General features: G+C 72.6%; 21 protein-coding genes and 1 pseudogene. 12 read left to right on the top strand and 10 right to left on the bottom strand.

The features are described 5' to 3' along the window. Nucleotides 1–100: 100 nt before the first annotated feature. From ABZ898_RS19790 to ABZ898_RS19775, 4 genes are all read left to right on the top strand, one after another. Nucleotides 101–1,615 (top strand): NAD(P)/FAD-dependent oxidoreductase, encoded by a 1,515-nt coding sequence (locus tag ABZ898_RS19790; RefSeq protein ID WP_361660180.1) that lies wholly within the window; start codon nucleotides 101–103, stop codon nucleotides 1,613–1,615. Continuing rightward, nucleotides 1,612–2,499, top strand: a complete 888-nt coding sequence (locus ABZ898_RS19785) for an alpha/beta hydrolase (RefSeq protein ID WP_361660177.1) — start codon at nucleotides 1,612–1,614, stop codon at nucleotides 2,497–2,499. Before ABZ898_RS19790 ends, ABZ898_RS19785 begins: the two co-directional genes overlap by 4 nt. After that, entirely contained in the window at nucleotides 2,496–3,380 is an 885-nt protein-coding gene (locus tag ABZ898_RS19780) for an SDR family oxidoreductase (RefSeq protein WP_361660175.1), read from the top strand. Before ABZ898_RS19785 ends, ABZ898_RS19780 begins: the two co-directional genes overlap by 4 nt. A gap of 89 nt (nucleotides 3,381–3,469) precedes the next feature. Then, the gene (locus ABZ898_RS19775) at nucleotides 3,470–3,676 is read left to right on the top strand and encodes a hypothetical protein (protein ID WP_361660172.1); all 207 of its coding nucleotides are present in this window, start codon (nucleotides 3,470–3,472) and stop codon (nucleotides 3,674–3,676) included. An 89-nt stretch (nucleotides 3,677–3,765) separates the two neighbouring features. On the opposite strand, the gene helR is transcribed toward ABZ898_RS19775, so the two are convergent. Beyond that, a complete protein-coding gene (gene helR, locus ABZ898_RS19770) occupies nucleotides 3,766–5,928 on the bottom strand; it encodes an RNA polymerase recycling motor ATPase HelR (protein ID WP_361660169.1) in 2,163 nt (720 codons plus the stop codon). Nucleotides 5,929–6,056: 128 nt separating this feature from the next. Then, entirely contained in the window at nucleotides 6,057–9,356 is a 3,300-nt protein-coding gene (locus tag ABZ898_RS19765) for a S41 family peptidase (protein ID WP_361660167.1), read from the bottom strand. A 203-nt stretch (nucleotides 9,357–9,559) separates the two neighbouring features. Here ABZ898_RS19765 and ABZ898_RS19760 point away from each other — a divergent pair, with 203 nt between their 5' ends. From ABZ898_RS19760 to ABZ898_RS19750, 3 genes are all read left to right on the top strand, one after another. Further along, the gene (locus ABZ898_RS19760; protein WP_361660165.1) at nucleotides 9,560–10,159 is read left to right on the top strand and encodes a TetR/AcrR family transcriptional regulator; all 600 of its coding nucleotides are present in this window, start codon (nucleotides 9,560–9,562) and stop codon (nucleotides 10,157–10,159) included. 105 nt (nucleotides 10,160–10,264) lie between these two features. Then, nucleotides 10,265–12,469 (top strand): MMPL family transporter, encoded by a 2,205-nt coding sequence (locus ABZ898_RS19755; protein WP_361660162.1) that lies wholly within the window; start codon nucleotides 10,265–10,267, stop codon nucleotides 12,467–12,469. A 129-nt stretch (nucleotides 12,470–12,598) separates the two neighbouring features. Then, complete coding sequence (locus ABZ898_RS19750) at nucleotides 12,599–13,444, top strand: EamA family transporter (RefSeq protein ID WP_361660159.1); 846 nt, start codon at nucleotides 12,599–12,601, stop codon at nucleotides 13,442–13,444. Nucleotides 13,445–13,468: 24 nt separating this feature from the next. Here ABZ898_RS19750 and ABZ898_RS19745 read toward each other — a convergent pair. Beyond that, nucleotides 13,469–13,835, bottom strand: a pseudogene (locus ABZ898_RS19745) (hypothetical protein). 2 nt (nucleotides 13,836–13,837) lie between these two features. Further along, the gene (locus tag ABZ898_RS19740; RefSeq protein ID WP_361660156.1) at nucleotides 13,838–14,842 is read right to left on the bottom strand and encodes a transcriptional regulator; all 1,005 of its coding nucleotides are present in this window, start codon (nucleotides 14,840–14,842) and stop codon (nucleotides 13,838–13,840) included. Between the two features lie 279 nt (nucleotides 14,843–15,121). Between ABZ898_RS19740 and ABZ898_RS19735 the strand changes: the two genes are divergently transcribed. From ABZ898_RS19735 to ABZ898_RS19720, 4 genes are all read left to right on the top strand, one after another. After that, nucleotides 15,122–15,433, top strand: coding sequence for a hypothetical protein (locus ABZ898_RS19735; RefSeq protein ID WP_361660153.1), 312 nt, complete (start codon nucleotides 15,122–15,124; stop codon nucleotides 15,431–15,433). A 125-nt stretch (nucleotides 15,434–15,558) separates the two neighbouring features. After that, nucleotides 15,559–16,668, top strand: a complete 1,110-nt coding sequence (locus ABZ898_RS19730) for an NAD(P)/FAD-dependent oxidoreductase (RefSeq protein ID WP_361660150.1) — start codon at nucleotides 15,559–15,561, stop codon at nucleotides 16,666–16,668. An 18-nt stretch (nucleotides 16,669–16,686) separates the two neighbouring features. Next, the gene (locus ABZ898_RS19725) at nucleotides 16,687–17,661 is read left to right on the top strand and encodes an NAD(P)-dependent oxidoreductase (protein WP_361660148.1); all 975 of its coding nucleotides are present in this window, start codon (nucleotides 16,687–16,689) and stop codon (nucleotides 17,659–17,661) included. A gap of 90 nt (nucleotides 17,662–17,751) precedes the next feature. After that, nucleotides 17,752–18,027: a DUF1876 domain-containing protein gene (locus ABZ898_RS19720; protein ID WP_361660145.1), complete on the top strand. Its 276-nt coding sequence runs from the start codon at nucleotides 17,752–17,754 to the stop codon at nucleotides 18,025–18,027. A gap of 3 nt (nucleotides 18,028–18,030) precedes the next feature. Here the strand turns inward: ABZ898_RS19720 and ABZ898_RS19715 are convergent, their stop codons facing one another. The 4 genes from ABZ898_RS19715 to ABZ898_RS19700 form a co-directional block, all read right to left on the bottom strand. After that, nucleotides 18,031–19,197: a serine hydrolase domain-containing protein gene (locus tag ABZ898_RS19715; RefSeq protein WP_361660512.1), complete on the bottom strand. Its 1,167-nt coding sequence runs from the start codon at nucleotides 19,195–19,197 to the stop codon at nucleotides 18,031–18,033. Nucleotides 19,198–19,282: 85 nt separating this feature from the next. Continuing rightward, entirely contained in the window at nucleotides 19,283–20,044 is a 762-nt protein-coding gene (locus ABZ898_RS19710; protein ID WP_361660142.1) for an ABC transporter ATP-binding protein, read from the bottom strand. Then, nucleotides 20,032–20,793, bottom strand: coding sequence for a cobalt ECF transporter T component CbiQ (gene cbiQ / locus ABZ898_RS19705; protein ID WP_361660139.1), 762 nt, complete (start codon nucleotides 20,791–20,793; stop codon nucleotides 20,032–20,034). The genes ABZ898_RS19710 and cbiQ overlap by 13 nt, the downstream gene beginning before the upstream one ends. Before the next feature lies 1 nt (nucleotide 20,794). Further along, a complete protein-coding gene (locus ABZ898_RS19700) occupies nucleotides 20,795–21,841 on the bottom strand; it encodes an energy-coupling factor ABC transporter permease (RefSeq protein ID WP_361660137.1) in 1,047 nt (348 codons plus the stop codon). 158 nt (nucleotides 21,842–21,999) lie between these two features. Here ABZ898_RS19700 and ABZ898_RS19695 point away from each other — a divergent pair, with 158 nt between their 5' ends. Next, on the top strand, nucleotides 22,000–22,341 hold the full coding sequence (locus ABZ898_RS19695) for an SsgA family sporulation/cell division regulator (protein WP_361660135.1): 342 nt from the start codon (nucleotides 22,000–22,002) through the stop codon (nucleotides 22,339–22,341). Nucleotides 22,342–22,360: 19 nt separating this feature from the next. On the opposite strand, the gene ABZ898_RS19690 is transcribed toward ABZ898_RS19695, so the two are convergent. Then, nucleotides 22,361–24,016, bottom strand: a complete 1,656-nt coding sequence (locus tag ABZ898_RS19690) for a penicillin-binding transpeptidase domain-containing protein (protein WP_361660132.1) — start codon at nucleotides 24,014–24,016, stop codon at nucleotides 22,361–22,363. 96 nt (nucleotides 24,017–24,112) lie between these two features. After that, nucleotides 24,113–25,741 (bottom strand): penicillin-binding transpeptidase domain-containing protein, encoded by a 1,629-nt coding sequence (locus ABZ898_RS19685; protein WP_361660129.1) that lies wholly within the window; start codon nucleotides 25,739–25,741, stop codon nucleotides 24,113–24,115. Nucleotides 25,742–26,337 lie beyond the last annotated feature (596 nt).

The following is a 26,337-nucleotide window of genomic DNA, read 5'->3' as shown; positions in this document are numbered from 1 at the left end:
TTTCCCTCCCGCGCCCCCTACCGCTCGGTACGGAGCTGTTCTACAGTCCCATTGCGCCAGTGTTCACTGGCAGAGTCCGAGGATGCGTGGAGGCGTCGGGATGACCGAGCACGAGCATGTACGGGTGGCGGTGATCGGGTCCGGCTTCGGCGGACTGGGGGCCGCCGTGCGGCTGCGCCGCGAGGGGATCACCGACTTCGTCGTCCTGGAGCGGGCCGGCAGCGTCGGCGGCACCTGGCGCGACAACAGCTACCCCGGCTGCGCCTGCGACGTGCCGTCGCACCTGTACTCCTTCTCCTTCGCCCCCAACCCCGACTGGCCGCGCACCTTCTCCGGGCAGGAGCACATCCGCGCCTACCTGGAGCGCGTCGCCGACGACTTCGGGCTCCGCCCGCACCTGCGCTTCGACTCCGAGGTCAAGCTGATGACCTGGGACGCGGACGAGCTGCGCTGGAACATCGAGACCGCGAGCGGCTCGCTCACCGCCGACGTGGTCGTCTCCGCCACCGGCCCGCTGTCCGACCCGAAGATCCCCTCGATCGCGGGCCTCGACACCTTCCCCGGCCGGGTGTTCCACTCCGCCCGCTGGGACCACGACTACGACCTGCGCGGCAAGCGCGTCGCCATGGTCGGCACCGGCGCCTCCGCCATCCAGATCGTCCCCTCGATCCAGCCCGAGGTGGGCAGGCTCACCGTCTTCCAGCGCACCGCGCCCTGGGTGATGCCCCGCATGGACCGGGCCATCGGCACCGCCGAACGCAGGCTGCACCAGGCCCTGCCCGTCACCGCGCGGCTGCGGCGGGGGCTGCTGTGGGGCATCCGGGAACTGCAGGTGCAGGCGTTCACCAAGCACCCCGACGAACTCGGCCTGGTCGAGCGGCTCGCCAAGCGCAACATGGCCCGCGCCATCAAGGACCCGGCCCTGCGCGCCAAGCTCACCCCCGACTACCGCATCGGTTGCAAGCGCATCCTGCTGTCCAGCGCGTACTATCCGGCGCTCGCCCAGCCCAACGTGGACGTGGTCGCCAGCGGGGTCAGCGAGATCCGGGGCTCCACCGTGGTCGCCGCCGACGGCACCGAGACCGAGGTCGACGCGATCATCTTCGGCACCGGGTTCCACGTCACCGACATGCCCATCGCCGAGCGCGTGGTCGGCGCCGGGGGCGTCACGCTCGCCGAGGCGTGGAAGGGCGGGATGGAGGCGCTGCGCGGCGGATCGGCCGCCGGGTTCCCGAACTGGCTGAGCGTCATCGGGCCCAACACCGGCCTGGGCAACTCCTCCATGATCCTCATGATCGAGTCCCAGCTGAACTACCTCGCGGACTACCTGCGCCAGCTCGACACCCTCGGCGGCCGCACCGCGCTGGACGCCCGCCCCGCCGCCGTCGACCGCTGGAACCGGCGGGTGCAGGAGCGGATGAAGCGCACCGTCTGGAACACCGGCGGCTGCACCAGCTGGTACCTGGACGCCAGTGGCCGCAACACCACCGTCTGGCCGGGCACCACCACCGAGTTCCGCCAGGCCACCCGCCGCGTGGACCTCACCGAGTACGAGGTGCTGCGCAAGCCGGCGACACCCGGGCCGACCGCCGTCCCGAGCGAGGCCACCGCATGAGCCGCACCCTTCAGGCCACCTCCGCCGACGGCGCCCGCCTGCACGTCGAGGTGCACGGCCCCGAGGACGCCCCGGCCGTCGTCCTCTCCCACGGCTGGACCTGCTCGACCGCCTTCTGGGACGCGCAGATACGGGACCTGGCCCGCGACCACCGGGTCATCGCCTACGACCAGCGCGGCCACGGCCGCAGCCCGTACAGCGCGGCCTGCTCCACCGACGCGCTCGCGGACGACCTCGAAGCGGTGCTCGCGGCCACCCTGGCGCGCGGTGAACGCGCCCTGGTCGCCGGCCACTCCATGGGCGGCATGACGATCATGGCCGCCGCGGGCCGCCCCCGCTTCGAGGAGCACGCGGCCGCCGCCCTGCTGTGCAGCACCGGCAGCGGACGGCTGACCGCCGAGGCGCGCGTGGTGCCGCTGCGCGCCGGACGGGCGCGCACCTGGCTGACCGGGCGCATCCTCGGCTCGGCCCTGCCGCTCGGCCCGGTCACGCCCCTGGCGCGGAAGATCCTCAAGTACGCGACCATGGGCCCCGGCGCGGCCCCGCACCAGGTCGACGCCTGCGCCCGGATCGTGCACGCCTGCCCCCGCGCCGCCCGGCACGTCTGGGGCGCAGTGCTGGACCGGCTCGATCTCGACCACGGCGTACGGCGGTTGACCGTGCCCACCGCCGTGCTGCACGGCACCGCGGACCGGCTCACGCCCCCGGTGCACGCCCGCGCCCTGCTGGCCGCGCTGCCCCAGGGGGCCGGTCTCACCGAGCTGTTCGGCGTCGGACACATGACCCCGGTGGAGGCGCCGGAGGCGGTGACCGGACGGATCAGGGAACTCGTCACCACGTACGTCACGGGGAACACCCCCGCCACTGTGAAGGAGGGCGCATGAGCAGGGTCGGACTCGAAGGACAGGTGGCCGTCGTCACCGGCGCGGCACGCGGGGTCGGGGAGCTGCTCGCCCGCAAACTCTCCGCGCGCGGCGCCACGGTGGCCCTGGTCGGCCTGGAGGAGGACGAACTGAAGGCCGTCTCCGCGCGGCTGCACGGCGACAGCGCCCACTGGTACGCCGACGTCACCGACCACGAGGCGATGAGCCGGGTCGCCGCCGAGGTGAAGGAGCGCTTCGGCAAGGTCGACATCGTGGTGGCCAACGCCGGTGTGGCGAGCGGCGGTCCGTTCGCCGACTCCGATCCGGTGGCCTGGCGGCGGGTGATCGAGGTGAACCTCATCGGCTCGGCCGTCACCGCCCGCGCCTTCCTGCCGGTGCTCACCGAGAGCCGCGGCTACCTCCTCCAGATCGCCTCCCTCGCCGCGATCACCCCGGCGCCGATGATGACGGCGTACTGCGCCTCCAAGTCGGGAGTGGAGGCGTACGCGCACAGCCTGCGCGGCGAAGTCGGCCACCTGGGCGTGCGGGTGGGCGTCGCCTATCTGTCCTGGACCGACACCGACATGGTGCGCGGGGCCGACCAGGACGACGTGATGCGGGAGTTGAGGCAGCGGCTGCCCTGGCCGTCGAACAAGACGTACCCGCTGGGCCCGGCCGTCGACCGGCTGGTGGACGGCATCGAGCGCCGCTCGGCGCACGTGTACGGGCAGTGGTGGCTGCGCGGGATGCAGGGGATGCGCGGCTACCTCCCCGCGCTCATCGGCACCGTCGGACAGCGCGAGATGCGCCGGTACGCGGACCGGCTGACCGGCATGCGCTCGGGGCTGGTCGGCGCGGGCGGCGCGGCCGACGAAGCGGCCCGCGCTACGCAGCGTAACTGATCGACATGCGGAGGGTGTTCACCCGTGTGAATCTGGTCGAGGCCCCACCGAGGGCCGAAAACCCCGTCTCACCAGGGATGTGAACCCACATGGGTATGAAGGACCAGTTCCAGGAGAAGTCCCGCAAGATGCAGGAGCAGGCCAAGGAGAAGGCCGGCCAGGCCCGCGAGAAGGCCGGTCAGCGCGGCCCGCAGGGGCGTGACCACCAGGAGCGCGCTCACCAGCCCCAGCGTGACCGCGCCGAGGGCGGCATGCGGGACACGGAGGACCGCTTCGACCCGGACCACACCGCCTGACGCGGCAGTCCGGCGCGAGCCACGCGGCGGGGCACCCGGTACACCCGGGTGCCCCGCCCCGCGCCCGCTTCCTCGCCCGGGGAGTGTCTCTAGCCGAGGACGACCAGCCGCTGGGTGGCCCGGGTCATCGCCACATAGCGGTCCACCGCGCCCTCGATGCCCTCGCCGAAGGCGTCCGGGTCCACCAGGATCACCAGATCGAACTCCAGCCCCTTCGCCAGCTCCGGGGTGAGCGACCGGACGCGGGGGCGCTCCTCGAAACCGGGATCGCCGATGACGCAGGCGGTCCCCTCGGCGTGTCCGTCCAGCCAGTCGGTGAGGACGGAGTCCAGGTCCGACACCGCGCCGTAGGTGACCGGGATGCCGCTCTCGCGCACCGAGACCGGGACGTTGGCGTCCGGGAGCGCGGCGCGGATCACCGGCTCCGCCTGGGCCATCACCTCCTGCGGCGTGCGGTAGTTGATGCTCAGCGAGGCCACCTCCGCGCGGTCCAGGCCGACCCGCGCGAGCCTCTCCCGCCACGACTCGGTGAAGCCGTGCCGGGCCTGGGCGCGGTCACCGACGATGGTGAAGCTGCGGGACGGGCAGCGCAGCAGCAGCATCTGCCACTCGGCGTCGGTGAGCTCCTGGGCCTCGTCCACCACGACGTGCGCGAACGGTCCGGCCAGCGCGTCCGCCTCGATGGCGGGCAGCGCGTCCTCGTCGACCAGGCTGTCCTTCAGGTCCTGCCCGTGCAGCATCGTCACCGCGCCCTCGCCGTCGGGGTCGGCCGCGATCACGCTGTCGATGACGGCGGACATGCGGTCGCGCTCGGCGGCCACCGTGGCGGCCTGGCGGCGCTTGGTCCGGGAGGTCTCGGGGTCCCCGAGCCGCTGCCGGGCCGCGTCCAGCAGCGGCAGGTCGGACACCGTCCACGCGGCGGGGTCGGCGCGCCGCAGCAGGCGTACCTCGTCCGGGGTGAGCCAGGGGGCGCACATCCGCAGGTAGGCCGGGACCGTCCACAGGTCCCCGACCACGTCGGCCGCCTCCAGCAGGGGCCAGAAGCGCCTGAGGGTGCCGGTCAGCTCGCCGTCGGACGCGAGCGCCCGGCGGAACAGCCTGGCTGGGACGTCCTTGCCGAGCTGGTCCCCGAGGATCGTGATCAGCGCTTCCCAGATGAGGTCGCGGGCCTCGTTGTGCGGGACGCCCGCCTCCGCGGCCTCGAACGCCTCGGCCCAGTCGGCGGCGGTCAGGCGCAGTTCGCCCCAGGGCGTGCTGACGGTCAGGGGCTCGGTGGGCGGGGTCTCGTAGAAGCGGACCGCCTTCTCGATGCCCTTCACCAGGTCCGCGGAGGACTTCAGCCGGGCCACCTCCGGGTCGGCCTCCACGCCTGCCCCGGCGCCCTCGGCCACCAGGTCCCGCACGGTGCAGGTGCGCACGCCCTCCTCGCCGAGGCTGGGCAGCACGTCGGCGACGTAGTTCAGGTACGGCTGGTGCGGGCCGACGAACAGCACACCGCCCCGGCGGTGCCCGAGGCGCGGGTCGGAGTGCAGCAGGTAGGCGGAGCGGTGCAGGGCGACGACGGTCTTGCCGGTGCCGGGGCCGCCGTCGACGACGAGCGCGCCGCGCGAGGAGGCCCGGATGATCGCGTCCTGGTCGGACTGGATGGTGGCGAGCACGTCCCGCATCCGCTCCGAGCGGCCCGCGCCCAGGCTGGCGATGAACGCGGACTGGTCGTCCAGCGCCGCGTGGTGCTCCAGGCCGTCGGCGGTGAACACCTCGTCCCAGTAGTCGCTGATCCGGCCGCGCGTCCAGCGGTAGCGGCGGCGGCTCGCCAGGTCCATCGGGTGGGCGTGGGTGGCGGCGAAGAAGGGCTCGGCGGCGGGGGAGCGCCAGTCGATCAGGAGCCGGCGGCCGTCGCCGTCGGTGAGTCCGAGCCGTCCGATGTAGACCGGCTCGGGGTCGTCGGAGTGGACGATACGGCCGAGGCACAGGTCGAGCCCGAAGCGGCGCAGCGCCCGCAGCCGGGCGGTCAGCCGGTGGATCTCCAGGTCCCGCTCCAGTGCCTCCCGGCCCGCCCCGCCGGGCGCCCGGCGCAGCCGGTCGAGGCTCTCGGAGAGTTCGGCGACGGACTGCTCCAGGCTCGTGGCGACGGCCGCGAAGTGCTTCTCGTCGGCGGCGATCAGGTCCGGATCGGCCTTGGCGGCGAGCCGGTCGGGCAGCTCGAACACGCGGGACTCGGGCGCGGGCTCGAGCACGGGACGCGCACACATGTGGTGGATCACTCATTTCCGCAGGTTCGGGGCTTGACGAGCGATTCTGCGGCACGAGGGGGGCCTTGCCGCAAGGCCCCCCTTGCGCTATACGTTGTAAGTGGCGGGGAGTGTGTACGCCTCCCGGCTCATGTCTCCTCACGCGGCGGCAGCTTGGGCCGCGAGCGGTCCGGTACGTCGCTGTAGTCCGGCGGGACCGCGGCAGGCTTCTCCCGCAGCATGTCCAGCGCCAGCCCCACCGCGTCGTCGAGCTGGGCGTAGCGGCCCTCGGCCCAGTCCAGCGGGGTGCGCAGCGCCTCCAGGTCCGGGGTGACACCGTGGTTCTCCACCGCCCAGCCGTACTCGTCGAACCAGGCCGCGTTCATCGGCACCGTGATCACCGTGCCGTCCCCGAGCCGGTGCCGTCCGGTCATGCCGACGACCCCGCCCCAGGTGCGCTGCCCGACCACCGGGCCGAGATCGAGCAGCTTGAACGCGGCGGTGATCATGTCGCCGTCGGAGGACGTCGCCTCGTCCGCGAGCGCCACGACCGGCCCGCGCGGCGCGTTGGAGGCGTACGACACCGGCTGCTCGTTCCTGGTGAGGTCCCAGCCGAGGATGGTCCGGGTCAGTTTTTCTATCACCAGCTCGCTGATGTGCCCGCCCGCGTTGCCGCGCACGTCCACGATCAGTGCGGGCCGGGCCACCTCCAGGCGCAGGTCCCGGTTGAACTGCGCCCACCCGGAGCCGCCCAGATCGGGGATGTGCAGATAGCCGCACTCCCCGCCGCTCAACTCCCGTACCACCTCACGCCGTTTGGCCACCCAGTCCTGGTAGCGCAGCGGTCGCTCGTCGATCAGCGGGACCACGGCCACCCGGCGCGCGGGGCCCGGCTCGCCCGCGGGCGGGGTGAAGGTGAGGTCCACGGTGGTGCCGCCGGAGCCCGCGAGCAGCGGGTACGGCCCGGTCACCGGGTCCACCGGGCGGCCGTTGACGTGGGTCAGCACCGCGCCCTCGCGGATGCCGGTGCCGGCCAGCGGGGAGCGGGCGCGGGAGTCGGAGGAGTCGCCGTCCAGGATGCGGGCGATGGTCCAGGCGCCGTCCCGGCACACGAAGTTGGCGCCCAGCAGGCCCTGGCGGCGCTGGTAGTGCGGCGGGCCCTCGTTGCGCCGGGCCGGGGTGACGTAGGCGTGCGACGTGCCCAGCTCGCCGAGGACCTCGCGCATCAGGTCGGCGAACTCGTCGGGGGAGGTGACCCGTTCGACCAGCGGGCGGTACTGCTCCAGGATCGCCTGCCAGTCGATCCCGCACATGCCGGGGTCCCAGAAGTAGTCCCGGATGATGCGCCCGCCCTCGGAGTACGCCCCGCGCCACTCGGCGGCCGGGTCCACCTCGTGCAGGATGCGGCGCAGGTCGATCCAGACCGTGCTGTCGCTGTCGCCGGGCTCGGTGGCCGGCACCGCGCGCAGATCGCCCTCGTCGACCACGACCAGCCGTGTGCCGTCACCGCTCACCTCGAACCAGTCGAGGTGGCCGACCAGTTCGGACTTCTTCGCCTTGCTGATGTTGAAGTGCTCCAGCGTGGGCCGCCCGCTGATGTCGGCCGGGTTCACGAAGGTCTCGCCCAGCGCGCCGGAGATCGGCCAGCGCAGCCAGACCAGCCCGCCGCCCGCGACCGGGCGTAGCGCGGAGTACTTGGAGGACATCACCGGGAACGGCGTGACCCGGTTCTCCAGCCCCTCCACCTCCACCGTCACCGCGCCGCCCTCGCCGGAGCCCGCCTCCAGCGGGTCGAGCCCGCCCGCGGCCGGACGGCCCTCCGGGCTCAGCGCGAACGGGGAGGGGGTCGCCGAGTTCAGCGGGACCAGGTAGGGGCGGCAGCCGAGCGGGAAGGACAGGTCGCCGGTGTGCACGTCGTACACCGGGTCGAAGCCGCGCCAGGACAGGAAGGCGAGGTAGCGGCCGTCGCTGGTGAAGACCGGGTTCTCGTCCTCGAAGCGGCCGTTGGTGACGTCGACGACCATCCGGTCCTTGATGCGGGCCAGCTTGATCTGGCGCAGCGAGCGGCCGACGCCGGGGTGGGACCAGGTGAGCCACGCGCCGTCGGGGGAGAAGGCGAGGTCGCGCACGGGCCCGTTGTCGGAGCGGATCAGCTCGGTGACGGTGCCGGGCTGCCCGCCCCCGGAGCCCCCGTCGCCCGTGTCGCCCAAGCCGCCCTCGTCGTTCTCGGCGACGTCTATCAGCAGCAGCCGTCCGTCGTTCGAGGCGACCGCCAGCCGCTCGCCCTCCGGGTCGGAGACCAGCTCCAGCACCCGGCCCAGCCTGCCCGGCGCGAGCAGCCGGGGCTCGCGGTGGCCGCTGGCACGGGGGAGCTGGGTGATGGCCACGGCGTCGTCGCCCTCGGCGTCGGTGACGTAGGCGAGCTGGCCCGTGGAGCCCAGCATCTCCGGCAGCCGCACCCGTACGCCCGGGGTGTCGGAGATGGTGCGGGCCGGGCCGTCGCGGTGGGTGAGCCAGTACAGACTGCCCCGGACGGTGACCGCGCTGGCCCGTCCGGTCTCGTCCACGGAGAGGCCGTCCACGTTGTGCGCGGCGGGCACCTGGTACGGGCGGCGGCCGGGGGCCGGTCCGCCCAGGTCGATGTCCAGCCTGCGCGGGGTGCCGGTGGGGGAGAGGTCGTCCACGATCCAGATGTCGCCCGCGCACTGGTAGACGATCCGCTCGCCGTCGGTCGCGGCGTGCCGGGCGTAGAAGGCGTCGTGGTCGGTGTGGCGGCGCAGGTCGGTGCCGTCGGGCGCGACCGAGTAGAGGTTGCCGATGCCCTCGTGGTCGGAGAGGAAGGCGACCCGGCCCGCGACGAACATCGGGGAGGAGAGCTGGCCGTCGATGTCCTCCAGCAGCCGCTGCCCCTGGAGCCACAGCCGCCCCATGGCGCCGCCCCGGTACCGCTTCCAGGACGCCGGCTCGTGCGGGGGCGTGCCGGTCAGGAGCAGCGTCCGGTGCTCCCCGTCCACGTCGGCCACCTGGATGTCGCCGACCGGGCCCCAGGGCAGCCGCCCGCCGGGACTGCCGTCCGTACCGATCTTGTGGGCCCAGGTGAAGTAGGAGAAGGGCTGGCCGTGCGAGGCGACGGCCAGGATGTCGCTCCTGCCGTGCTGGTCGGGGGGAGTCCAGCCGCACACCTGGGTGTCGGCGCTGCCCCAGTACGTCAGCTGCCGCGCCGGGCCGCCGGCCACGTCCACGACGTGGATCTCGGGCACCAGGCTGCGCCAGCTCGTGAAGGCGATCTGCTTGCCGTCGGGCGAGAAGCGGGGATGACCGGCCTTGGTGCGGTCCGCGGTGAGCCGCCAGGGGCGGCCCGGTTCGTCGAGCGGCGCCAGCCAGAGGTCGTCCTCGGCCACGAAGCACAGCAGGTCGTCGCTGATGTGGGGAAGGCGCAGATAGCTCACTCATCCATGCTTTTCCGGCACGGGAGGCACAGCAACTCGTGCGGCCCGGCACCCCGTGACGCAGGACACTCGCCTCAGCGATACGAAACGGTTTCGTTTCGTAAGCCGCCGGGGTACCTTCATCCCGTACGGAGTCGCGTATGGAGTCCCGTACGGAGTCCCGTACGAGAGCCGTGTCGTTCGAAGCGGAAAGGGTGAGGCGGATGACCGATGCCGCCACCGCGCGTCGCAGCAGACTCACGCCCGAGCGGGCGGCCGAGCTGTACGAGGCGGTCCTCGACCTGCTCCGCGAGGTCGGCTACGACGCCCTCACCATGGACGCCGTCGCCGCCCGCACCCGCTCCAGCAAGGCCACGCTCTACCGCCAGTGGGGCGGCAAGGCCGAACTGGTCGCCCGCGCCATCCGGCACGGCAAACCCGGCGGGATCTCCGACGTGGACACCGGCTCGCTGCGCGGCGACTTCCACGCCGTCGTCGGCCGCGAGGACGACTGCGCCATGGAGCAGAACAGCGCCCTGATGCGGGGCCTGGCCATGGCCGTCCACAACAACCCCGACCTGCTCGCGGCCTTCCGGGAGCACCTCATCGAGCCCGAGACGGCCGCGCTGCGCGCGATGGTCGCACGGGCCGTGGGCCGGGGTGAGGTGGCCCCGGACAACCCGGCGCTGCCGTTCGTGGTGCACATGATGATCGGCGCGTTCGCCACCCGGGCGCTCATCGACGAGCAGCCCCCCACGCAGGAATTCCTGCGCTCCTACATCGACGCCGTGGTCCTCCCCGCCCTCGGCGTCCCCACCACCTGACCGACCCCCTCCCCGCAAGCCCACCACCTGACGTCACCGCTCACGTCGCCGGGCTGACCTTTCCTGCCCAGATGCCTGTCACGACCTGACCGGGAGTACGCCCTCGTGGCCACCTACCTGTACAAAATAGGCCGATTCGCCTTCCGGCGACGGCACTTCGTCGCCCTGCTGTGGGTCGCGCTGCTCACCCTCGCCGGGGTGGGCGCCGCCTCCGCGCCGCCCGCCGGCAACTCCTCCTTCTCCATCCCCGGCACCGAGGCCCAGCGCGCCTTCGACCTGCTGGAGCAGCGCTTCCCCGGCATGAGCGCCGACGGCGCCACCGCCCGCGTCGTCTTCAAGGCGCCCGAGGGCCAGAAGATGACCGACGCCCGCAACAAGGCGGCGGTGGAGAAGACGGTCAAGGAGCTGGGCTCCGGCTCCGAGGTCGCCTCCGTCGCCGACCCGTACACCGGCAAGGCGGTCAGCCGGGACGGCACCATCGCCTACGCCTCGGTGAAGTACAAGGTCTCCGGGATGGAGCTGGAGGACGCCTCCCGGGACGCCCTCAAGGAGAGCGCCGGGCACGCGCGGGACGCCGGGCTGACCGTGGAGATCGGCGGCGACGCGCTCACCACCGCGCCCGAGACCGGGTCCAGCGAGGTCATCGGCATCGCCGTCGCGGCCGTCGTCCTCGTCATCACCTTCGGCTCGCTCATCGCGGCCGGGCTGCCGCTGCTCACCGCGATCATCGGCGTCGGCATCGGTGTCTCCACGATCACCGCGCTCGCCAACCCGCTGGACCTCGGCTCCACCACGTCCACGCTGGCCACGATGATCGGTCTCGCGGTCGGCATCGACTACGCCCTCTTCATCGTCTCCCGCTACCGCGCCGAACTGGCCGAGGGCCGCGACCGCGAGGAGGCGGCGGGCCGCGCCGTGGGCACGGCCGGTTCGGCGGTGGTCTTCGCCGGTCTCACGGTCGTCATCGCGCTGGTCGGACTCTCCGTCGTCAACATCCCGATGCTGACCAAGATGGGCGTCGCGGCGGCGGGCACGGTCGCCATCGCCGTGCTGATCGCGCTCACCATGATCCCGGCGCTGCTCGGCTACGCGGGCCGCACGGTCAAGCCGGCCGGGGAGAAGAGCAGGCTGCTCGGCGGGGCGCGCGCCGCGAAGAAGTCCGGGCGGCCCAACATGGGCACCCGCTGGGCGAGTTTCGTGGTCCGGCGCCCGGTCGCCGTGCTGCTGCTCGGAGTCGTCGGCCTCGGCGCCGCCGCCGTCCCGGCCGCCTCGCTCGAACTGGGCCTGCCCGACGACGGCTCCCAGCCCGTCTCCACCACCCAGCGCCGCGCCTACGACCTGCTCTCCGACGGCTTCGGCCCCGGCTTCAACGGCCCGCTGACGGTCGTCGTCGACGCCAAGGGCAGCGACGACAAGAAGGCCGCGTTCGCCGAGGTCGGCGACGAGATCAAGGGTCTGGAGAACGTCGTCACGGTCACCCCGCCGGCCCCGAACAAGGCGGGCGACACCGCGATCATCACCGTCGTACCGAAGTCCCAGCCGTCCTCGGCGACCACCGAGGACCTGGTGCACGCGATCCGGGGCAAGAGCGCCTCGATCACCTCCGCGACCGGCGCGACGCTCCTGGTCACCGGGGCGACGGCGATGAACATCGACGTCTCCCAGAAGCTGAACGACGCGCTGCTGCCGTACCTCGCGCTGGTCGTCGGCCTCGCCTTCCTCCTCCTGATCGTCGTCTTCCGCTCGGTCCTGGTCCCGCTGAAGGCCGCCCTCGGCTTCCTGCTCAGCGTGCTCGCCGCCCTCGGCGCGGTCGTCGCGGTCTTCCAGTGGGGCTGGCTGTCCGGCCTGATGGGCGTCGAGCAGACCGGGCCGGTCATGTCGATGATGCCGATCTTCATGGTCGGCGTGGTCTTCGGCCTCGCCATGGACTACGAGGTGTTCCTCGTGACCCGGATGCGCGAGGCGTACGTCCACGGGGAGAACCCGGGCCAGGCGATCGTCACCGGCTTCCGCTACAGCGCCCGCGTCGTCACCGCCGCCGCCGTCATCATGGTCGCCGTCTTCTCCGGCTTCATCGGCTCCAGCGAGGCGATGATCAAGATGATCGGCTTCGGCCTCGCCATCGCCGTCTTCTTCGACGCCTTCATCGTCCGCATGGCGGTCGTCCCGGCCGTCCTGGCCCTCCTCGGCCGCCGCGCCTGGTGGCTCCCGGCCTGGCTGGACCGCGCGCTGCCCGACGTGGACGTGGAGGGCGAGGGCCTGCGGACCCGGCCCGACCCGGACGAGGACCGCGAACTGGTCCGCGCGTGAGATGAAGGGTTCCTCCCGTCCGGCCCCGGTGCTTGCCTTGGTGCTGGTCCCGGGCGGGGAAGAACCCCTTGTACAGGCCACGCAGTGATCCGTTAGCGTGCCGGGTATGACGACGTCTGGGACCGCCCGGTGACGCCGATCGTCGCCGCCGCCGTACTGCTGGCCGCGTTCACCCACGCCGGGTGGAACGCCATCGCGCACCGTATCGACGACAAGCTGACCGGATTCACCCTCATCGCCGGGGGAGGGCTGGTCGTCGGGCTGGTGATGGCGCTGTTCGCGCCGTGGCCGGCCGGGCCCGCCTGGCCCTACCTCCTGCTCTCCGCCTGCGTGCATGTCGCGTACTACGCGCTGCTCATGACCTCCTTCCGGCTCGGCGACTTCGGGCAGGCGTACCCGATCGCGCGCGGTACCGCGCCGCTGATCGTGACCGTGCTGGCCGCGCTGTTCGCGCACGAGGTGCCCGACGGGTGGGCGGCGGCCGGGGTCGCCGTGTCCTGCGTCGGGCTGACCGGGGTCAGTTTGTGGGGGCTGCGCGGACGCAGTCCCGACTGGAAGGCCATCGGCGCCGCCGTCGCCACCGGGCTCACCATCGCCGTGTACACCGTCCTCGACGGCATCGGCGTACGGCACGCGGAGACCCCGCTCGGCTACATCGCCTGGCTGATGGCCGCCCAGGGGATCTTCATCCCCGCGTACATGTACTACCGGGTGCGCGGCGACATGGTCCGCCACCTGAAGCCGTACGCCAGGCTCGGCCTCCTGGGCGCGGTCCTCTCCGTCGCCGCCTACGCCCTCGTCCTGTGGGCCCAGACCCGCGCCCCCCTCGCCCCCGTCGCCGCGCTGCGCGAATCCTCGATCATCGTCGGCGCGGCCATCGGCGCCCTCTTCTTCAAGGAACGTTTCGGCGCCCCGCGCATCGCGGCCGCCGGGCTGCTGGTCGTGGGGATCGGGCTGATGCTGCACGCGGGGTGAGCCGAGGGGGGGTGCCGCGGCTGGTCAGCCCGCGGACTTCTCGATCGCCTCGAAGATGTCCGCGTCCGTCTCCTGCTGCCAGGCCGGGAGCTGGGGCCAGTCGGCCACGTACGCGGGCTTGGGGTCGGTGAAGTGCCGGTACATCTGGGCGGTCCAGCTGATGGCGACGACACGGCCCTTCTGCTCGCGGGTCAGCCGCGCTGCGGCACCCTTGCTGAGGCTCACGAACTGAAGCACCTGCGCGGCCACCGCCCCTGCGGCCTCCCGCTCCCACTGGGGGGGTCTCGTCCCACGGGGCCACGTAACCGGGCTTGGGCTCACCGGGGAAGTGGCGATGTACGCCGGCGATCCACGCTTCCCGGAAGAGTCGTGCGCCCTCGGTCTCCGACATGGTTACCCCTCTCGTGACGGCGTGCTCAGCGCGACGATCTCCGCTCCCAGCTCCGCCACGCGTCGGTCACGGCGCAGAGTGCCGAACTCGTCGTACAGATCACGGAGTCTACGGGCGACGTATCCCGAGGCGGAGGTGCGAGCCAGCTCGACGGCCTGACTGCCGTACGCGACGACCTGCTCGGGATCTCCGCGCTTCGCCCCGACGGCCGCCAGACCGGCCAGCACGGTGCCCCGCCGCCGGAACGACTGACCCGAGGCCAAGGGCCCCTGATCAAGTGCCTTCTTCAACGTGCTTTCCGCCAAGTCCAGGCGTCCCAGGCGCACATAGCGTGTCCCGCGCTCCTCGGCCAGGCGTGAGCCGTCGAACCTGAGCCAGCCGCCGTTGCCGCCGTCCCCGCCCAGGCCCTGTACCTCCTCCGCCCGGTCCAGCGCTCGCTCGCACGCGTCCAGGTCCCCGAGGCCGGCGTGGGCCTCCGCCCGTACGGACGCCACCCAGTAGCGGGTCGACAGGGCATCGTCGCCCCGCGCTGCCAGGGCTTCCGCGGCGCCGAGCATCTCGGCGGCCTGGGTGTACCGGTGCTCCGCCATTTCGACATAGGCGTGCCGGACGAGGGCACAGGCCCAAAGGTCGTACGCACCCGCGTCCTTGCTCAGGGAGGCGGCGAGCGCGTAGGAGGAAACGGCATCGGAATACCGGTCGGCGTCGAAAGCCACCTCGCCCGCCAACTGGAAGAGGTCCGCCGCTGCGGTCAGCAAGGGGCGGGTTCCGCACCTGTTTTGCGCCAGCGCCTCGGTGAGCCTGGTCAGCTGGTCGCGTACGACGGGATGGACGGACTTTTTGGAGCGGGCCAGTTGGTAGACCTGCCACAGGTGGCCGTTCATGCGCGCGAAGTCGGCGGGAGCGCCCCTGCGTACCCCGTCGGCCAGTGCTTCGGCCTCCTCGGCGGGGAGCGCGGCAAGTGCCCCGCTGACGGTGAGAAGGCGAAGGAATTCGCGGCGGATCATCTTTGTACGACGGAGAGGTGAGGCCATGTCTGCCAGAGGCGACGGGCAGGGGAACTCCGGCAGTGGTGGGCCGCCCGCGCAGGACTCCGGTTCTCGGCCGCGGGTTCTCATGACGCTCCGGGTCTCCCACGGCTCCGGACGGACGTGGGGCCGGGTCGTAGAAGTGCTGGAGAAGAAGGACCGAAGGCTCTCGGAGAACCCTGTCGGGTTTCCGCCCTGCTCGTGTCCACGCTGCGGTGGTCGTCGGCCGCGCCCCGGCGCCGGTGTCAGGGCGACGCCATGACCCAGTGCGTGCATTGGCGGCGCGTGCCGCTGGACCTGTTGCGGCAGGCCAGGGAACGGTCACCCTCCGGGCACGCCGACCCTGCCGTGCGGTGCCAGCTCTCCGAGCACCGGACCGGTGATCACTACGGCTTCCTCGACGACGCCGAGTACGCGACCGCGTCCTGGCTGCGCTGGTCCGGGGACGAGGCCGAGCCGGCCGTCCTCGCGGACTGCCCGGTGACGAGCGCTGGTACGGCGTGGGAGGGCTGCTGCCTATTCTACGGGCACGGCGGACGGCATACCTGGGACGAGGACCGGTCCGGGTAGTGGCACCGCTGTCGGCCGCCTGTCGGGGCTGTCGGGTGGGTGTCGGGCCGGTGTCGGGGCGGGTTGGGACGTTGGGGGTGCTCGTCGGGTGGCCGCCCGGTGGGAACCGTCAGCGAGGAGAAGCCATGTCCACCCACGTCACCATCATCGGCGCCGGTCTCGGCGGACTGACCCTGGCCCGCGTGCTGCACGTCCACGGGATGGCGGCCACCGTGTACGAGGCCGAGTCCTCGCCCGGTGCCCGTACGCAGGGCGGGCTGCTCGACATCCACGACTACAACGGGCAGCTCGCCGTCAAGGCGGCCGACCTCATGGACGAGTTCCGGGCCATCGTCCTCGAAGGCCGCCAGGCGATGCGGTTCTTCCACCGCGACGGCCGCCTGCTCTTCGACAAGGCCGACGACGGCACGGGCGGCCGCCCCGAGGTCCAGCGCGGTGAGCTGCGGCAGATCCTGCTGGACGCGCTGCCCGAGGGCACCGTCCGCTGGGGCCACAAGGTCGGCGGCACCCGCACCCTGGCCGACGGCCGCCACGAGGTGACCTTCACGAACGGCACCTCCGTCACGGCCGCCCTCCTCGTCGGCGCGGACGGCGCCTGGTCGCGGGTGCGGTCGCTGCTCTCCGACGCGGTGCCGGAATACGCGGGGGAGGCGTTCGTCGAGACCTACCTCTTCGACGTCGAGAGCCGGCACCCCGCCGTCGCCCGGATGGTCGGCGGCGGCATGTTCGGCGTGGTCGACCCGGACGGCGACGGACGGTGGATCGGCGCCCACCGGGAGAAGGGCGGGACCGTGCACGCCTACGTCACGCTCGCCAGGCCGCTCGACTGGTTCGCCGGGATCGACTTCACCGACCTCGCCGCGTCGACCGCGCGGATCGCGGCGGAGTTCGAGGACTGGGCGCCGCAGTTCGCCACCCTCGTCACCGGCTCCGACACCGCCCCGCTCCTGCGCCCCCACCACACGCTGCCGATCGGCCACCACTGGGACCGGGTCCCCGGCGTGACCCTGGTCGGCGACGCCGCCCACATCTCCGTCCCCAACGGCGAGGGCGCCAACCTCGCCATGCTGGACGCCGCCGAACTCGGCGAGGCGCTCGCCGCGCACCCCGGCGACACCGAGGCCGCGCTGGCCGCGTACGAGCGCGTGATGTTCCCGCGCAGCGCCGACGCCTCCGCCGAGGCCCACCACAAGCCCACGTCCGGGGAACTGATCGACTTCTTCTCCCAGGACTGACCGGGGTCTGCGGGCAGGATGGGGACGAGGGACAAGATCGTCACCCCCACCCCCGCGAGAACCTCGTGGGAACCCCGTGAGAAGGAGAGCCACCGTATGACCGTCACCGACCGGCCGACCGTCGCCGTGCTGGGCACCGGCATCATGGGCGCCGCCATGGCCCGCAACCTCGCCGCGGCCGGGCTCCCCGTACGCGCCTGGAACCGCACCCGCGCCAAGGCCGAGCCGCTCGCCGAGGACGGCGTCCGCGTCACCGGCACGCCCGCCGAGGCGGTCGAGGGCGCGGACGTGGTGCTGACCATGCTGTACGACGGTGACACCGTGCTGGACGTGATGCGCGAGGCCGCCCCCGCCCTGCGCCCCGGCACGCTGTGGGCGCAGAGCACCACCGCCGGTACCGAACTCACCGGCCGCCTCGCCGGGTTCGCCCGCGAACACGGCCTGGAGTTCTACGACGCGCCCGTCCTCGGCACGCGGGGGCCCGCCGAGGACGGTCAGCTCACCGTGCTCGCCGCCGGACCCGAGGCGGGCCGCGCCGCGCTCGCGCCGGTCCTCGACGCGGTCGGCTCCCGCACGGTGTGGACCGGCGAGGACGGTGCCGAGGGCAGCGCCAGCAGGCTCAAGCTGGTCGCCAACAACTGGGTGCTCGCGGTCACGGCGGCCACCGGCGAGCTGCTGGCCCTGGCCCAGGCCCTCGGCGTCGACCCCCGCTCGTTCTTCGACCTCATCGAGGGCGGCCCGCTGGACATGGGCTACCTGCGCGCGAAGTCGGCCCTCGTCCTGGACGGCAGGCTCACCCCGGCCTCCTTCGCCGTGGCCACCGCCGAGAAGGACGCCCGCCTGATCACGGCCGCCGCCGACCGCGGCGGTGTCCGCCTCGACCTCGCCGAGGCCACCGCCGACCGCTTCGCCCGCGCCGCGGCCCAGGGGCACGGGGACGAGGACATGGCGGCGGCCTACTTCGCCAGCTTCGAGGAGAAGACGGACGGCTGAGCGCACCGGCCGACATGAACTTCACCGGACGCTGGAGCACCCTGGAAGCAGGGGACAGCGGGGGCACGGTCGTTTTCGGAGGTGGTCGGGATGATGCACGACACCGTGGGTTGGCACATCGAGCTGGAGTTCGAGGAGGACGACCAGCACACGCGCGCGGCGGCGATGGTGCGGCTGCCGGACGGCAGCGAGGTACGGGCGCACGGGCACGCCACCCGGCACCGGGTCGACGCCAACCAGCCGAGGGTCGGCGAGGAGATCGCCGGTGCCCGCGCCCTCAACGAACTGGCCATGCGGCTGCTGACCAAGGCCCACGAGGAGATCGACGCGGACTCCGGGCGCATCTCGCACCCCATCCACGTGTAGGAATCAGCTCACGCCCGGCACCTCGCGCAGGGCCCGCACCAGGGACTGCGCCCTCGGGTCCGCCGTCACCGTGCCGCTGAAGCCGTTGGTGACATAGCCGAAGGCGATGCCCGAACCGGGGTCGGCGAAGGCGAGGGCGCCGCCGCGGCCGGGATGGCCGAAGGAGCCGGGGGCCAGCAGCGGGGACGCGGGGCCGTGGAGCATGAAGCCGAGGCCGAACCGGGTGCCCACGACGAGCACCCGGTCCGGCCCCGCCGACGCCTCGGCACGGGCCAGCTCCATGGTCTGGGGCGTGAACAGCCGCGTACCGCCGTCCACTTCACCGATCAGCGACGCGTAGACGCGGGCCAGGCCGTCGGCCGTGGCGACGCCGTTCGAGGCGGGCAGCGCGGCACGGCGGTAGGCCGGGGCGTTCTCGTCCGGTGCCGGGGTGATCGCCGCGAAGGCGCGGCGGGTGAGGGACTCCGGGTCGGCGTAGGCGTCGGCCACGGCCCGCTTGGGCCGGACCTTCAGGGCGCCGGCCGTCTCGGGCGCCGCCACCGGGCCCACCCGGCCCGCCCGGGACTGCTCCGAGTCCGGCAGCCCGAGCCATATGTCCGCCCCCGTGGGCGCCGCTGTCTCGGCCGCGACGAACTCGCCCACCGGGCGCCCGGTGATACGCCGGACCAGTTCGCCGGTCAGCCAGCTGTAGGTCTGCGCGTGGTAGCCGTGGTCCGTGCCCGGCTCCCACACCGGCGCCTGGGCGGCGACGGCCGCGGCGCCGAGGTCCGGGTCGGCGGCCTCCTCCGGCGTCAGCGGCCGGTCCAGCACCGGCACACCGGCCCGGTGGGCGAGCAGATCGCGCACCAGGGCGCGCTCCTTGCCCGCCGCCTTGAACTCGGGCCAGTACGCCCCCACCGGCGCGTCCAGGTCCAGCAGGCCCCGCTGGTGCAGCAGCAGGAGCGCGGTGGCGGCGATCCCCTTGGTGGCGGAGCGCACGACCTGCGCGGTGCCGCGCTCCCAGGGGGCGGTGCCGTCCAGGTCACGGGTGCCCGCCCACAGGTCCACGACCCGGTGCCCGTCCCGGTAGACGGCTACGGCCGCGCCCCGCTCCCCGAGCCGGGCGAAGTTCGCCGCGAACGCCTCCCTGACCGGCTCGAAGCCCTCGGCAACCGTGCCGTGCACGTTCACATCCACGCCGTATCCCTTTCCTCGCCCGCACTCACGAGTGAAACACGGGCGTACGGCCTTGGATTCCTCGGCCCCGGCGGGAGTGCTACGCGTCCAGGGCCACCGTGCGCGGGTCGAAGCCGAAGGGCAGCTCCAGCCGGTGCGCGCGCATCAGCGTGTCGTCGGAGAGCAGCTTGCCGGTGGGGCCGTCGGCCGCGATCACCCCGTCGCTGAGGATCAGTGCGCGCGGGCACAGCTCCAGCGCGTAGGGCAGGTCGTGCGTGACCATGAGGACCGTCACGTCCAGCGAGCGCAGGATGTCGGCCAGTTCGCGCCGGGAGGCCGGGTCGAGGTTGGAGGAGGGCTCGTCGAGGACGAGGATCTCCGGCTCCATCGCCAGCACGGTCGCCACCGCCACCCGGCGCCGCTGCCCGAAGGAGAGATGGTGCGGGGGACGGTCGGCGAAGTCCGCCATGCCGACCTGCTCCAGCGCGGTCCGCACCCGCTCCTGGAGCGCCGCTCCCTTCAGCCCCGCCGCCGCCGGTCCGAACGCCACGTCCTCGCGCACGGTCGGCATGAAGAGCTGGTCGTCGGGGTCCTGGAAGACGATGCCGACCTTCTGCCGGATCTCGGCCATGTGCCGCTTGCCGACCGGCAGTCCGGCCACGGTGACCGTGCCGGTGCCGCCGGACAGGATGCCGTTCAGATGCAGCACGAGGGTGGTCTTGCCCGCGCCGTTGGGCCCGAGCAGCGCGACCCGTTCACCGCGCGGCACGGTGAAGTCGACGCCGAACAGGGCCTGGTGGCCGTCGGGATAGGCGAAGGCGAGGCCGGAGACCTCCAGCGATGCGGTACTCACAGGAACCATCCCAGCAGACAGACGACGAGGGCGGAGCAGGGCAGGGCCAGGGCGTACGACCACTGGGCCCGGGTCGCCGTCACCTCGTCGATGACCGGCATCGACCCGGCGTATCCCCGGCTGACCATGGCCAGGTGGACCCGCTCGCCCCGCTCGTAGGAGCGGATGAACAGCGCGCCGGCCGACTTGGCGAGCACGCCCCAGTGCCGGACGCCCCGCGCCTCGAAGCCGCGCGACTCACGGGCGATCCGCATCCGGCGCATCTCGTCGGTGATGACGTCGCCGTAGCGGATCATGAAAGAGGCGATCTGCACCAGCAGCGGCGGCAGCTTCAGCCGCTCCAGCCCGAGCAGCAGCTCGCGCAGGTCGGTGGTGGCGGCCAGCAGCACGGACGCGGCGACGCCCAGGGTGCCCTTGGCCAGCACGTTCCAGGCGCCCCACAGGCCGTTGACGCTGAGCGAGAGGCCGAGGACGTGCACCCGCTCGCCCTCCGCGACGAACGGCATGAGCACCGCGAACGCGACGAACGGCACCTCGATCAGCAGCCGCTTCAACAGGAACCCGGCGGGCACCCGCGCCCGGTGGGCGACGTACGCCAGCAGCAGCGCGTACGCCCCGAACGCCCACATCGCCTCGCGCGGGGTGGAGACCACCACCACGACGAAGGCGAAGACGGCCGCCAGTTTGGTGTGCGGGGGCAGCCGGTGCACGGGCGAGTGCCCGTGCCGGTAGAGCTTGTGCGCGTGCCCGGCTCCCATCTCAGACGCTCGTGCTCGCCGGAGAGGTGTCGTGGTCGCGGCGGCGGCGCACCGCCCAGAAGACCGCGCTGCCCGCGACGACGGTGATGCCGACGCCGATCACGCCCGCGAGGCCGCCGGAGAGCCGGGCGTTCGTCACGTCCTTGACGCCGTAGTCGGCCAGCGGGGAGTCCGAGGAGTGGTGCGGCTCGGTCTTCTTGTCGATGCCCTGGTCGTGCGCGACCTTCTCCAGGCCGTCCGGGTTGGCGGAGGCGTAGAAGCTGACGAATCCGGCGAGGACGAGGGAGGTCACCAGGCCGGTGATCCACACCGTGCGCCGGGAGGTGCGGGCGGCGGCCGGGGCCGGGGTCCGGGCCGGCGCGTCCACCAGCTCGCCGTTCACCTTGAGCTGGAGCCGCTGCCGCAGTCCGCGCGCGCCGTGGACGAGGTCGGGGCGGACCGCGACGACCGCGGCCACGGTGAGCGCGGTGATCACGGCCTCGCCGATGCCGATCAGCACATGGACGCCGATCATCGCGGTGGCCACCTTGCCGATGGACACGTCCGTGGTGCCGCCGATCGCGTAGAGCAGCGTGAAGACGACGGCCGCGGCCGGCACCGAGAGCAGCGCGGCGACGAAGGAGGCGGCGGTGACCGAGCGCCGGGAGCGGGGCAGCACCGCGAGCAGGGTCTTGAAGACGGCGTAGGCGACCACGGTCGTGACGATGGCCATGTCGGTGATGTTCACGCCGAGCGCGGTCAGCCCGCCGTCGGCGAACAGCACGCCCTGCATCAGCAGCACGACCGACACGCACAGCACGGCGGTATAGGGGCCGACGAGTATCGCCGCCAGCGCTCCGCCCAGCAGGTGGCCGCTTGTTCCGGCCGCCACGGGGAAGTTGAGCATCTGTACGGCGAAGATGAACGCGGCGACCAGGCCGGCCAGCGGCGCGGTGCGTTCGTCCAGTTCGCGGCGGGCGCCGCGCAGGCTCACCGCGAGGGCGCCTGCGGCGACCACGCCGGTGACGGCGGAGGTGGGGGCGTCGATGAATCCGTCGGGTACATGCACCGTTCGATTTTAAGCGCTTGTTGCGAACGGCTTGCAAGAGCGAGGGGGTCTCGGATCGACATTCACCCCCTGAGGCGCAAATCGGAAAATATGCGACATTAGAGACGAAGTGGCTGTGCGGCCTTCCTGAGGGTCACCGAACGTGAGAGGGCGATCCGATGTCCGTAGTCGAGCAGTACACACGCGCCCACATCGTCACGGACGCCGAGGACGACCCCGACGCGGTACGGGTGGTGCTGCGCTACGACCCCGACACCGACCCCCTCTCCGTCCAGGTCGGCCTGCCCGGCCCCGCCGAGTGGACCTTCTCGCGGGCCCTGCTGGAGGACGGGCTGCGGGCCCCGGCCGAGAGCGGGGACGTACGGGTCTGGCCGTGCGGGCGCGTGCAGGCCGTGCTGGAGTTCCACTCGCCCGAGGGCGTGGACGTGGTCCAGTTCGACGTGAAGTCGCTGACCCGCTTCCTGCTGCGCACCTACACGGCCGAACCCGTACGGAACTGATTCCCCGACGGAACTTGATTCAGCGGGCGGTCCGCAGCAGGGTGGCGACGATGGGGCCGGCGGTGTCGCCGCCGTGGCCGCCCGCCTGCACCACACCCGCCGAGGCCACGTCGCCCCGGTAGGCGGTGAACCAGCCGTTGGGCTTCTTCTGGTTGTCGACCTCCGCCGAGCCCGTCTTGGCGCCGAAGTCCGGGCCGAGCCCGGCCATCGCCTCGGCCGCCGTGCCGGACGCGGCGGTGTAGTTCATCAGCTCGCGCAGCTGTCCCAGCGTCTTGGCCGACATGGTGCGCGACGCCGACGCCAGGGTGCGGTGGTCGACGGACGGGGCGACCAGGAACGGCTGGTGGAACCTGCCCGTCCGTACCGTCGCCGCCACCGAGGCCATGTTCAGCGGGTTCATCCGCACCCCGCCCTGCCCGATCAGGGAGGCCGCCATCGGGGCCGCCGACTGCACCGGCACCGAGCCGTCCAGCGTGGGCACGCCGACCGACCAGTTGTCCATGGAGAGGCCGAAGACCTGCTGGGCCTGCTTGGTCAGGTCGTCGTTCTTCAGCTTCTTCGCCTGGCTGATGAAGGCGGTGTTGCAGGAGCGGGCGAAGCTCGCCTTGAACGTGCCGTCCTTGATCTCGAAGTCGTCGTCGTTGTGGAACTTCCAGCCGCCGTAGCTGAAGGTCTTCGGGCACGGGTGCTTCTTGTCCGCCTCCGCCAGCCCCTTCTCGATCAGCAGCGAGGAGGTGATGACCTTCATCGTGGAGCCGGGGGCCAGCGAGCCCTGGAAGGCGATGTTGAAGCCGTGCCCGCTGTTGGCGACCGCGAGGATCTCCCCGGTCGAGGCGCGCAGCGCCACCACCGACGCCTTCTCCCGCTTCGCCACCTGCTTCTCCGCCGCCGCCTGCAGCCCCGGGTCCAGCGTGGTCTTCACCGTGCCCGGCGTGCCCTCACTCAGCTCCGCCAGCGTCTTGTCGGACAGCCCGGCCTTCTCCGACGCCTTGCCGCGCACCACGCGCAGTTCTATGCCCGCCTTGCCGCCGGCCGTCTTGCCGTACTTCTCCCGCAGCCCGTCCAGCACCGTGCCCAGCGAGGGGTACTTCGCGGCCGTCACCTCTGCCCCGGTGCGGTCCAGCGCCTTGACCGGCGGGGTGCCGGACTCGCCGGTGACCAGGGTGTCGCCGTCCTTCAGATCCGGGTGCACGACACCGGGCTGCCAGTCGACCAGTGCCGCGCCGTCGCTCGCCCGCCGGACGACGGTGAGTGAACTGCCGTACGCCATCGGCTTGCTGACGCCCTGGTAGGCGAGGTTCGCCTTGACGGCGAACGGCACCTTCGCGCCGGTGGGCTTCCCGGCGGTGAGCGTCACGCCCATGAGCCGGGCGTCCTTGGTGTAGCCGGTGAGCAGCGCGGTGGCCGCCGGGACGTCGTCGGTGACGGCCGCGGCCTCGGTGATCCGGCCTTCCTGCCAGGCGGTCAGGAAGCGGGTGGTGACCGTCTTCACCTCCAGCGCGCTGGGCGGGCCGGTCTTCTTGCGGTCCGACAGCGTGGACGCGTCGTCGGACGAGCCGCCGCCGTACAGCGAGTAGAGGCCGAACCCGGCGCCGCAGACGACGACGGCGACCATGCCGCCGATGACGGCGGGTTTCCCCTTCGGCCGTTCGGTGGCACGCCTTCTCTTGCCCACAGTCCCAAGTCCTCCGCGCTCTCCCCAGGGTCCCCGCAGCCCTCACATGTCCCCAACGACCTCAACAGCCTAGAGTCCTCGCGGACCCGGCCGGACTCAGCCCGCACTCCGTAGCACTCTTGCGACAATCGGACCGGCCGCGTCGATGCCGTGTCCGCCGTCCTCCGTCATCGCGGCGGCCGCCATGTCGTCGCGGTATCCGGTGAACCAGCTGTTGGACCGCGACTGCCCGTCGACCTCCGCCGAGCCGGTCTTGGCGCCCACGCTCCCGCTCAGGCCGGCCATCACGCCCGCCGCGGTGCCGCTGCGGGCGGTGCGGTTCATCATCGCCCGCAACTGCTGGGACGTCCCCGGCGCCAGCCCCCGCGCGGTGGCGGGCGTCCGGCCGTCCAGGCTCAGCGGCACGATCACCGGCTGCCGGAAGGCGCCGGTCTTCGCGGTCGCCGTCACCGACGCCATGTTCAGCGGGCTCATCTGCACCTGGCCCTGTCCGATCAGCCCGGCCGCCTTGTCGGGGCCCTCCGGCGAGGGCACCCGGCCGTCGAAGGAGGGCACGCCCACCTTCCAGTCGTCCCGCCCGATCCCGAACCGCTGCGCGGCCTCCGTCGCCAGCGAGTCCGTCCTCACCTCGTCCGCGAACTTCACGAACGCGGTGTTGCAGGAGCGGGCGAAGCTCTCGGAGAGGGTCGCGTTCTCGTTCGGGGCGAGACCGGTGAGGTTGGTGAAGGTCTGGCTCTGCCACACCGCCGACGGTGGACAGGGCGCCGGGCCGTTCGCCGTGGTCAGGCCGGAGTCGATGAGGGTCGCGGCGCTGATGATCTTCATGGTGGAGCCGGGGGCCAGCTCACCGAGGAAGGCCGCGTTGAAGCCGTCGTCGCGGTGGTTGGCGAAGGCCAGGATCTCGCCGGTGCTGGGCTTGACGGCCGCGACGGAGGAGTTGGTGTAGTTCGTCACCGCCGCCTCGGCCGCCGCCTGGGCACTGGCGCTCAGCGTGGTGCGCAGCTTGCCGGGCTTGCCCTTGACCAGCGTCACCAGCGTGGTGTCGGCCGCGCCGCTGCCGGTGTGCCGGACCACCAGCTCCACCCCGGCCCGGCCCCCGGTCCTGTCCCCGTACCGCTTGCGCAGTTCGTCCAGGACCGGGCCGAGGGAGGGGTACTTCTCCTTGGTCAGCACCTTGCCGTCGCGGTCCACGGCGTCGATCTGCGGGGTGCCGGACTCCTCGACGGTCAGTGAGTCGCCCTTCTTCAGCTCCGGGTGCACCAGCGCGGGGTCCCAGTCCACCAGCGCCCGGTGCGAGTTCACCCCGCGCACCACGCGCAGCCTGCTCGCGTACTCCAGCGGCCGGGACTCCTCGCCGTACGACACCGTCGCGCGGACCCGGAACGGCACCGAGTCCCCCTTCGCCCTGCCGGGGGTGACGTGCACCTGGGTGAGGTGCGCGTCCGAGCCGTACGCCGTCAGCAGCGCCTCGGCCGCCTCGGGGAAGTTGGTGAGGGCGGCGGCCTGCTCCGGCTCGTTCTTCTCCCAGGCGGCGAAGAACTTCGCGGTGGTCGCCTCGACCTCCTCGCGGCCGGGCGGCCCGGTCGGCAGTGCGTGGCCGTCGGCGGTCGCGGTGGTGTTCAGCGCGGAGGCGAAGGTGTACATCCCGTACCCGGCCCCGCCCAGCATCGTCGCGCACACCCCGCTGACGACCGCGACTCTGACTCCCTTGCTCCTCGTGCCCATGAAGCGCTTCCTCCCCGTGTCCTGCCCGTCGCGCACCGGATTCCTGAACGCGTTCAAAAAAAGATGTCGCGGGGGAACTGTATGTGTGCACCAGGCAGTTGGGGCGGCCGTTGCCGAGATGTGTCCGAACGGAGACGTCGAACGGCTCGATGTGTGAGGGCCGGGTCCGGCCGGCACGCGCACGGCCGGACCCGCCCCGTCCCCGCGCGCCCGCCCGGCTCCGGGGTGCGTGACCGGAGCCGGGCCCCGCGCCTGCGGGGACCGTGACGGAGGCTCTCCCCCTGGGGCCTCCGGGAACGAGGAAACCCCAACCGCCCCGCGGGCTCAAGCCGCCCGCCGCCACCCCCGGACGGTGGTTCGCCCGGATTTGCCGGTGGCGGTCCCGCTGGTGTTCGACTGGCGTGTTCGGATGGCGAATCCCGAAGCCGCAGGCAGCGGAGGCAGGGGGGTGGCGAAACCTGGCGTGTGCCGCCGCCCGGCCCCGGCCCCGCCTAGGGCCTTTCTTCCGGATCTTGCCGGGGTCGCGGGGTCTGGCACGCGCGTCTGCGGCGTTGTCGTCGGTTGCCGACGCTCCGCGTCGACGCCCTCCTCCGCCT

Source organism: Streptomyces sp. NPDC046860 (assembly GCF_040645115.1).
GTDB lineage: Bacteria > Actinomycetota > Actinomycetes > Streptomycetales > Streptomycetaceae > Streptomyces.
This window is presented reverse-complemented; position numbering and strand designations above follow the sequence as displayed.

Coding starts and splice junctions, on each gene's coding strand:
- ABZ898_RS19790 (WP_361660180.1), top strand. CDS start 101: ATGACCGAGCACGAGCATGTACGGGTGGCGGTGATCGGGTCCGGCTTC.
- ABZ898_RS19785 (WP_361660177.1), top strand. CDS start 1,612: ATGAGCCGCACCCTTCAGGCCACCTCCGCCGACGGCGCCCGCCTGCAC.
- ABZ898_RS19780 (WP_361660175.1), top strand. CDS start 2,496: ATGAGCAGGGTCGGACTCGAAGGACAGGTGGCCGTCGTCACCGGCGCG.
- ABZ898_RS19775 (WP_361660172.1), top strand. CDS start 3,470: ATGGGTATGAAGGACCAGTTCCAGGAGAAGTCCCGCAAGATGCAGGAG.
- helR (WP_361660169.1), bottom strand. CDS start 5,928: ATGTGTGCGCGTCCCGTGCTCGAGCCCGCGCCCGAGTCCCGCGTGTTC.
- ABZ898_RS19760 (WP_361660165.1), top strand. CDS start 9,560: ATGACCGATGCCGCCACCGCGCGTCGCAGCAGACTCACGCCCGAGCGG.
- ABZ898_RS19740 (WP_361660156.1), bottom strand. CDS start 14,842: ATGATCCGCCGCGAATTCCTTCGCCTTCTCACCGTCAGCGGGGCACTT.
- ABZ898_RS19735 (WP_361660153.1), top strand. CDS start 15,122: ATGACCCAGTGCGTGCATTGGCGGCGCGTGCCGCTGGACCTGTTGCGG.
- ABZ898_RS19730 (WP_361660150.1), top strand. CDS start 15,559: ATGTCCACCCACGTCACCATCATCGGCGCCGGTCTCGGCGGACTGACC.
- ABZ898_RS19725 (WP_361660148.1), top strand. CDS start 16,687: ATGGGGACGAGGGACAAGATCGTCACCCCCACCCCCGCGAGAACCTCG.
- ABZ898_RS19720 (WP_361660145.1), top strand. CDS start 17,752: ATGATGCACGACACCGTGGGTTGGCACATCGAGCTGGAGTTCGAGGAG.
- ABZ898_RS19710 (WP_361660142.1), bottom strand. CDS start 20,044: ATGGTTCCTGTGAGTACCGCATCGCTGGAGGTCTCCGGCCTCGCCTTC.
- cbiQ (WP_361660139.1), bottom strand. CDS start 20,793: ATGGGAGCCGGGCACGCGCACAAGCTCTACCGGCACGGGCACTCGCCC.
- ABZ898_RS19695 (WP_361660135.1), top strand. CDS start 22,000: ATGTCCGTAGTCGAGCAGTACACACGCGCCCACATCGTCACGGACGCC.
- ABZ898_RS19685 (WP_361660129.1), bottom strand. CDS start 25,741: ATGGGCACGAGGAGCAAGGGAGTCAGAGTCGCGGTCGTCAGCGGGGTG.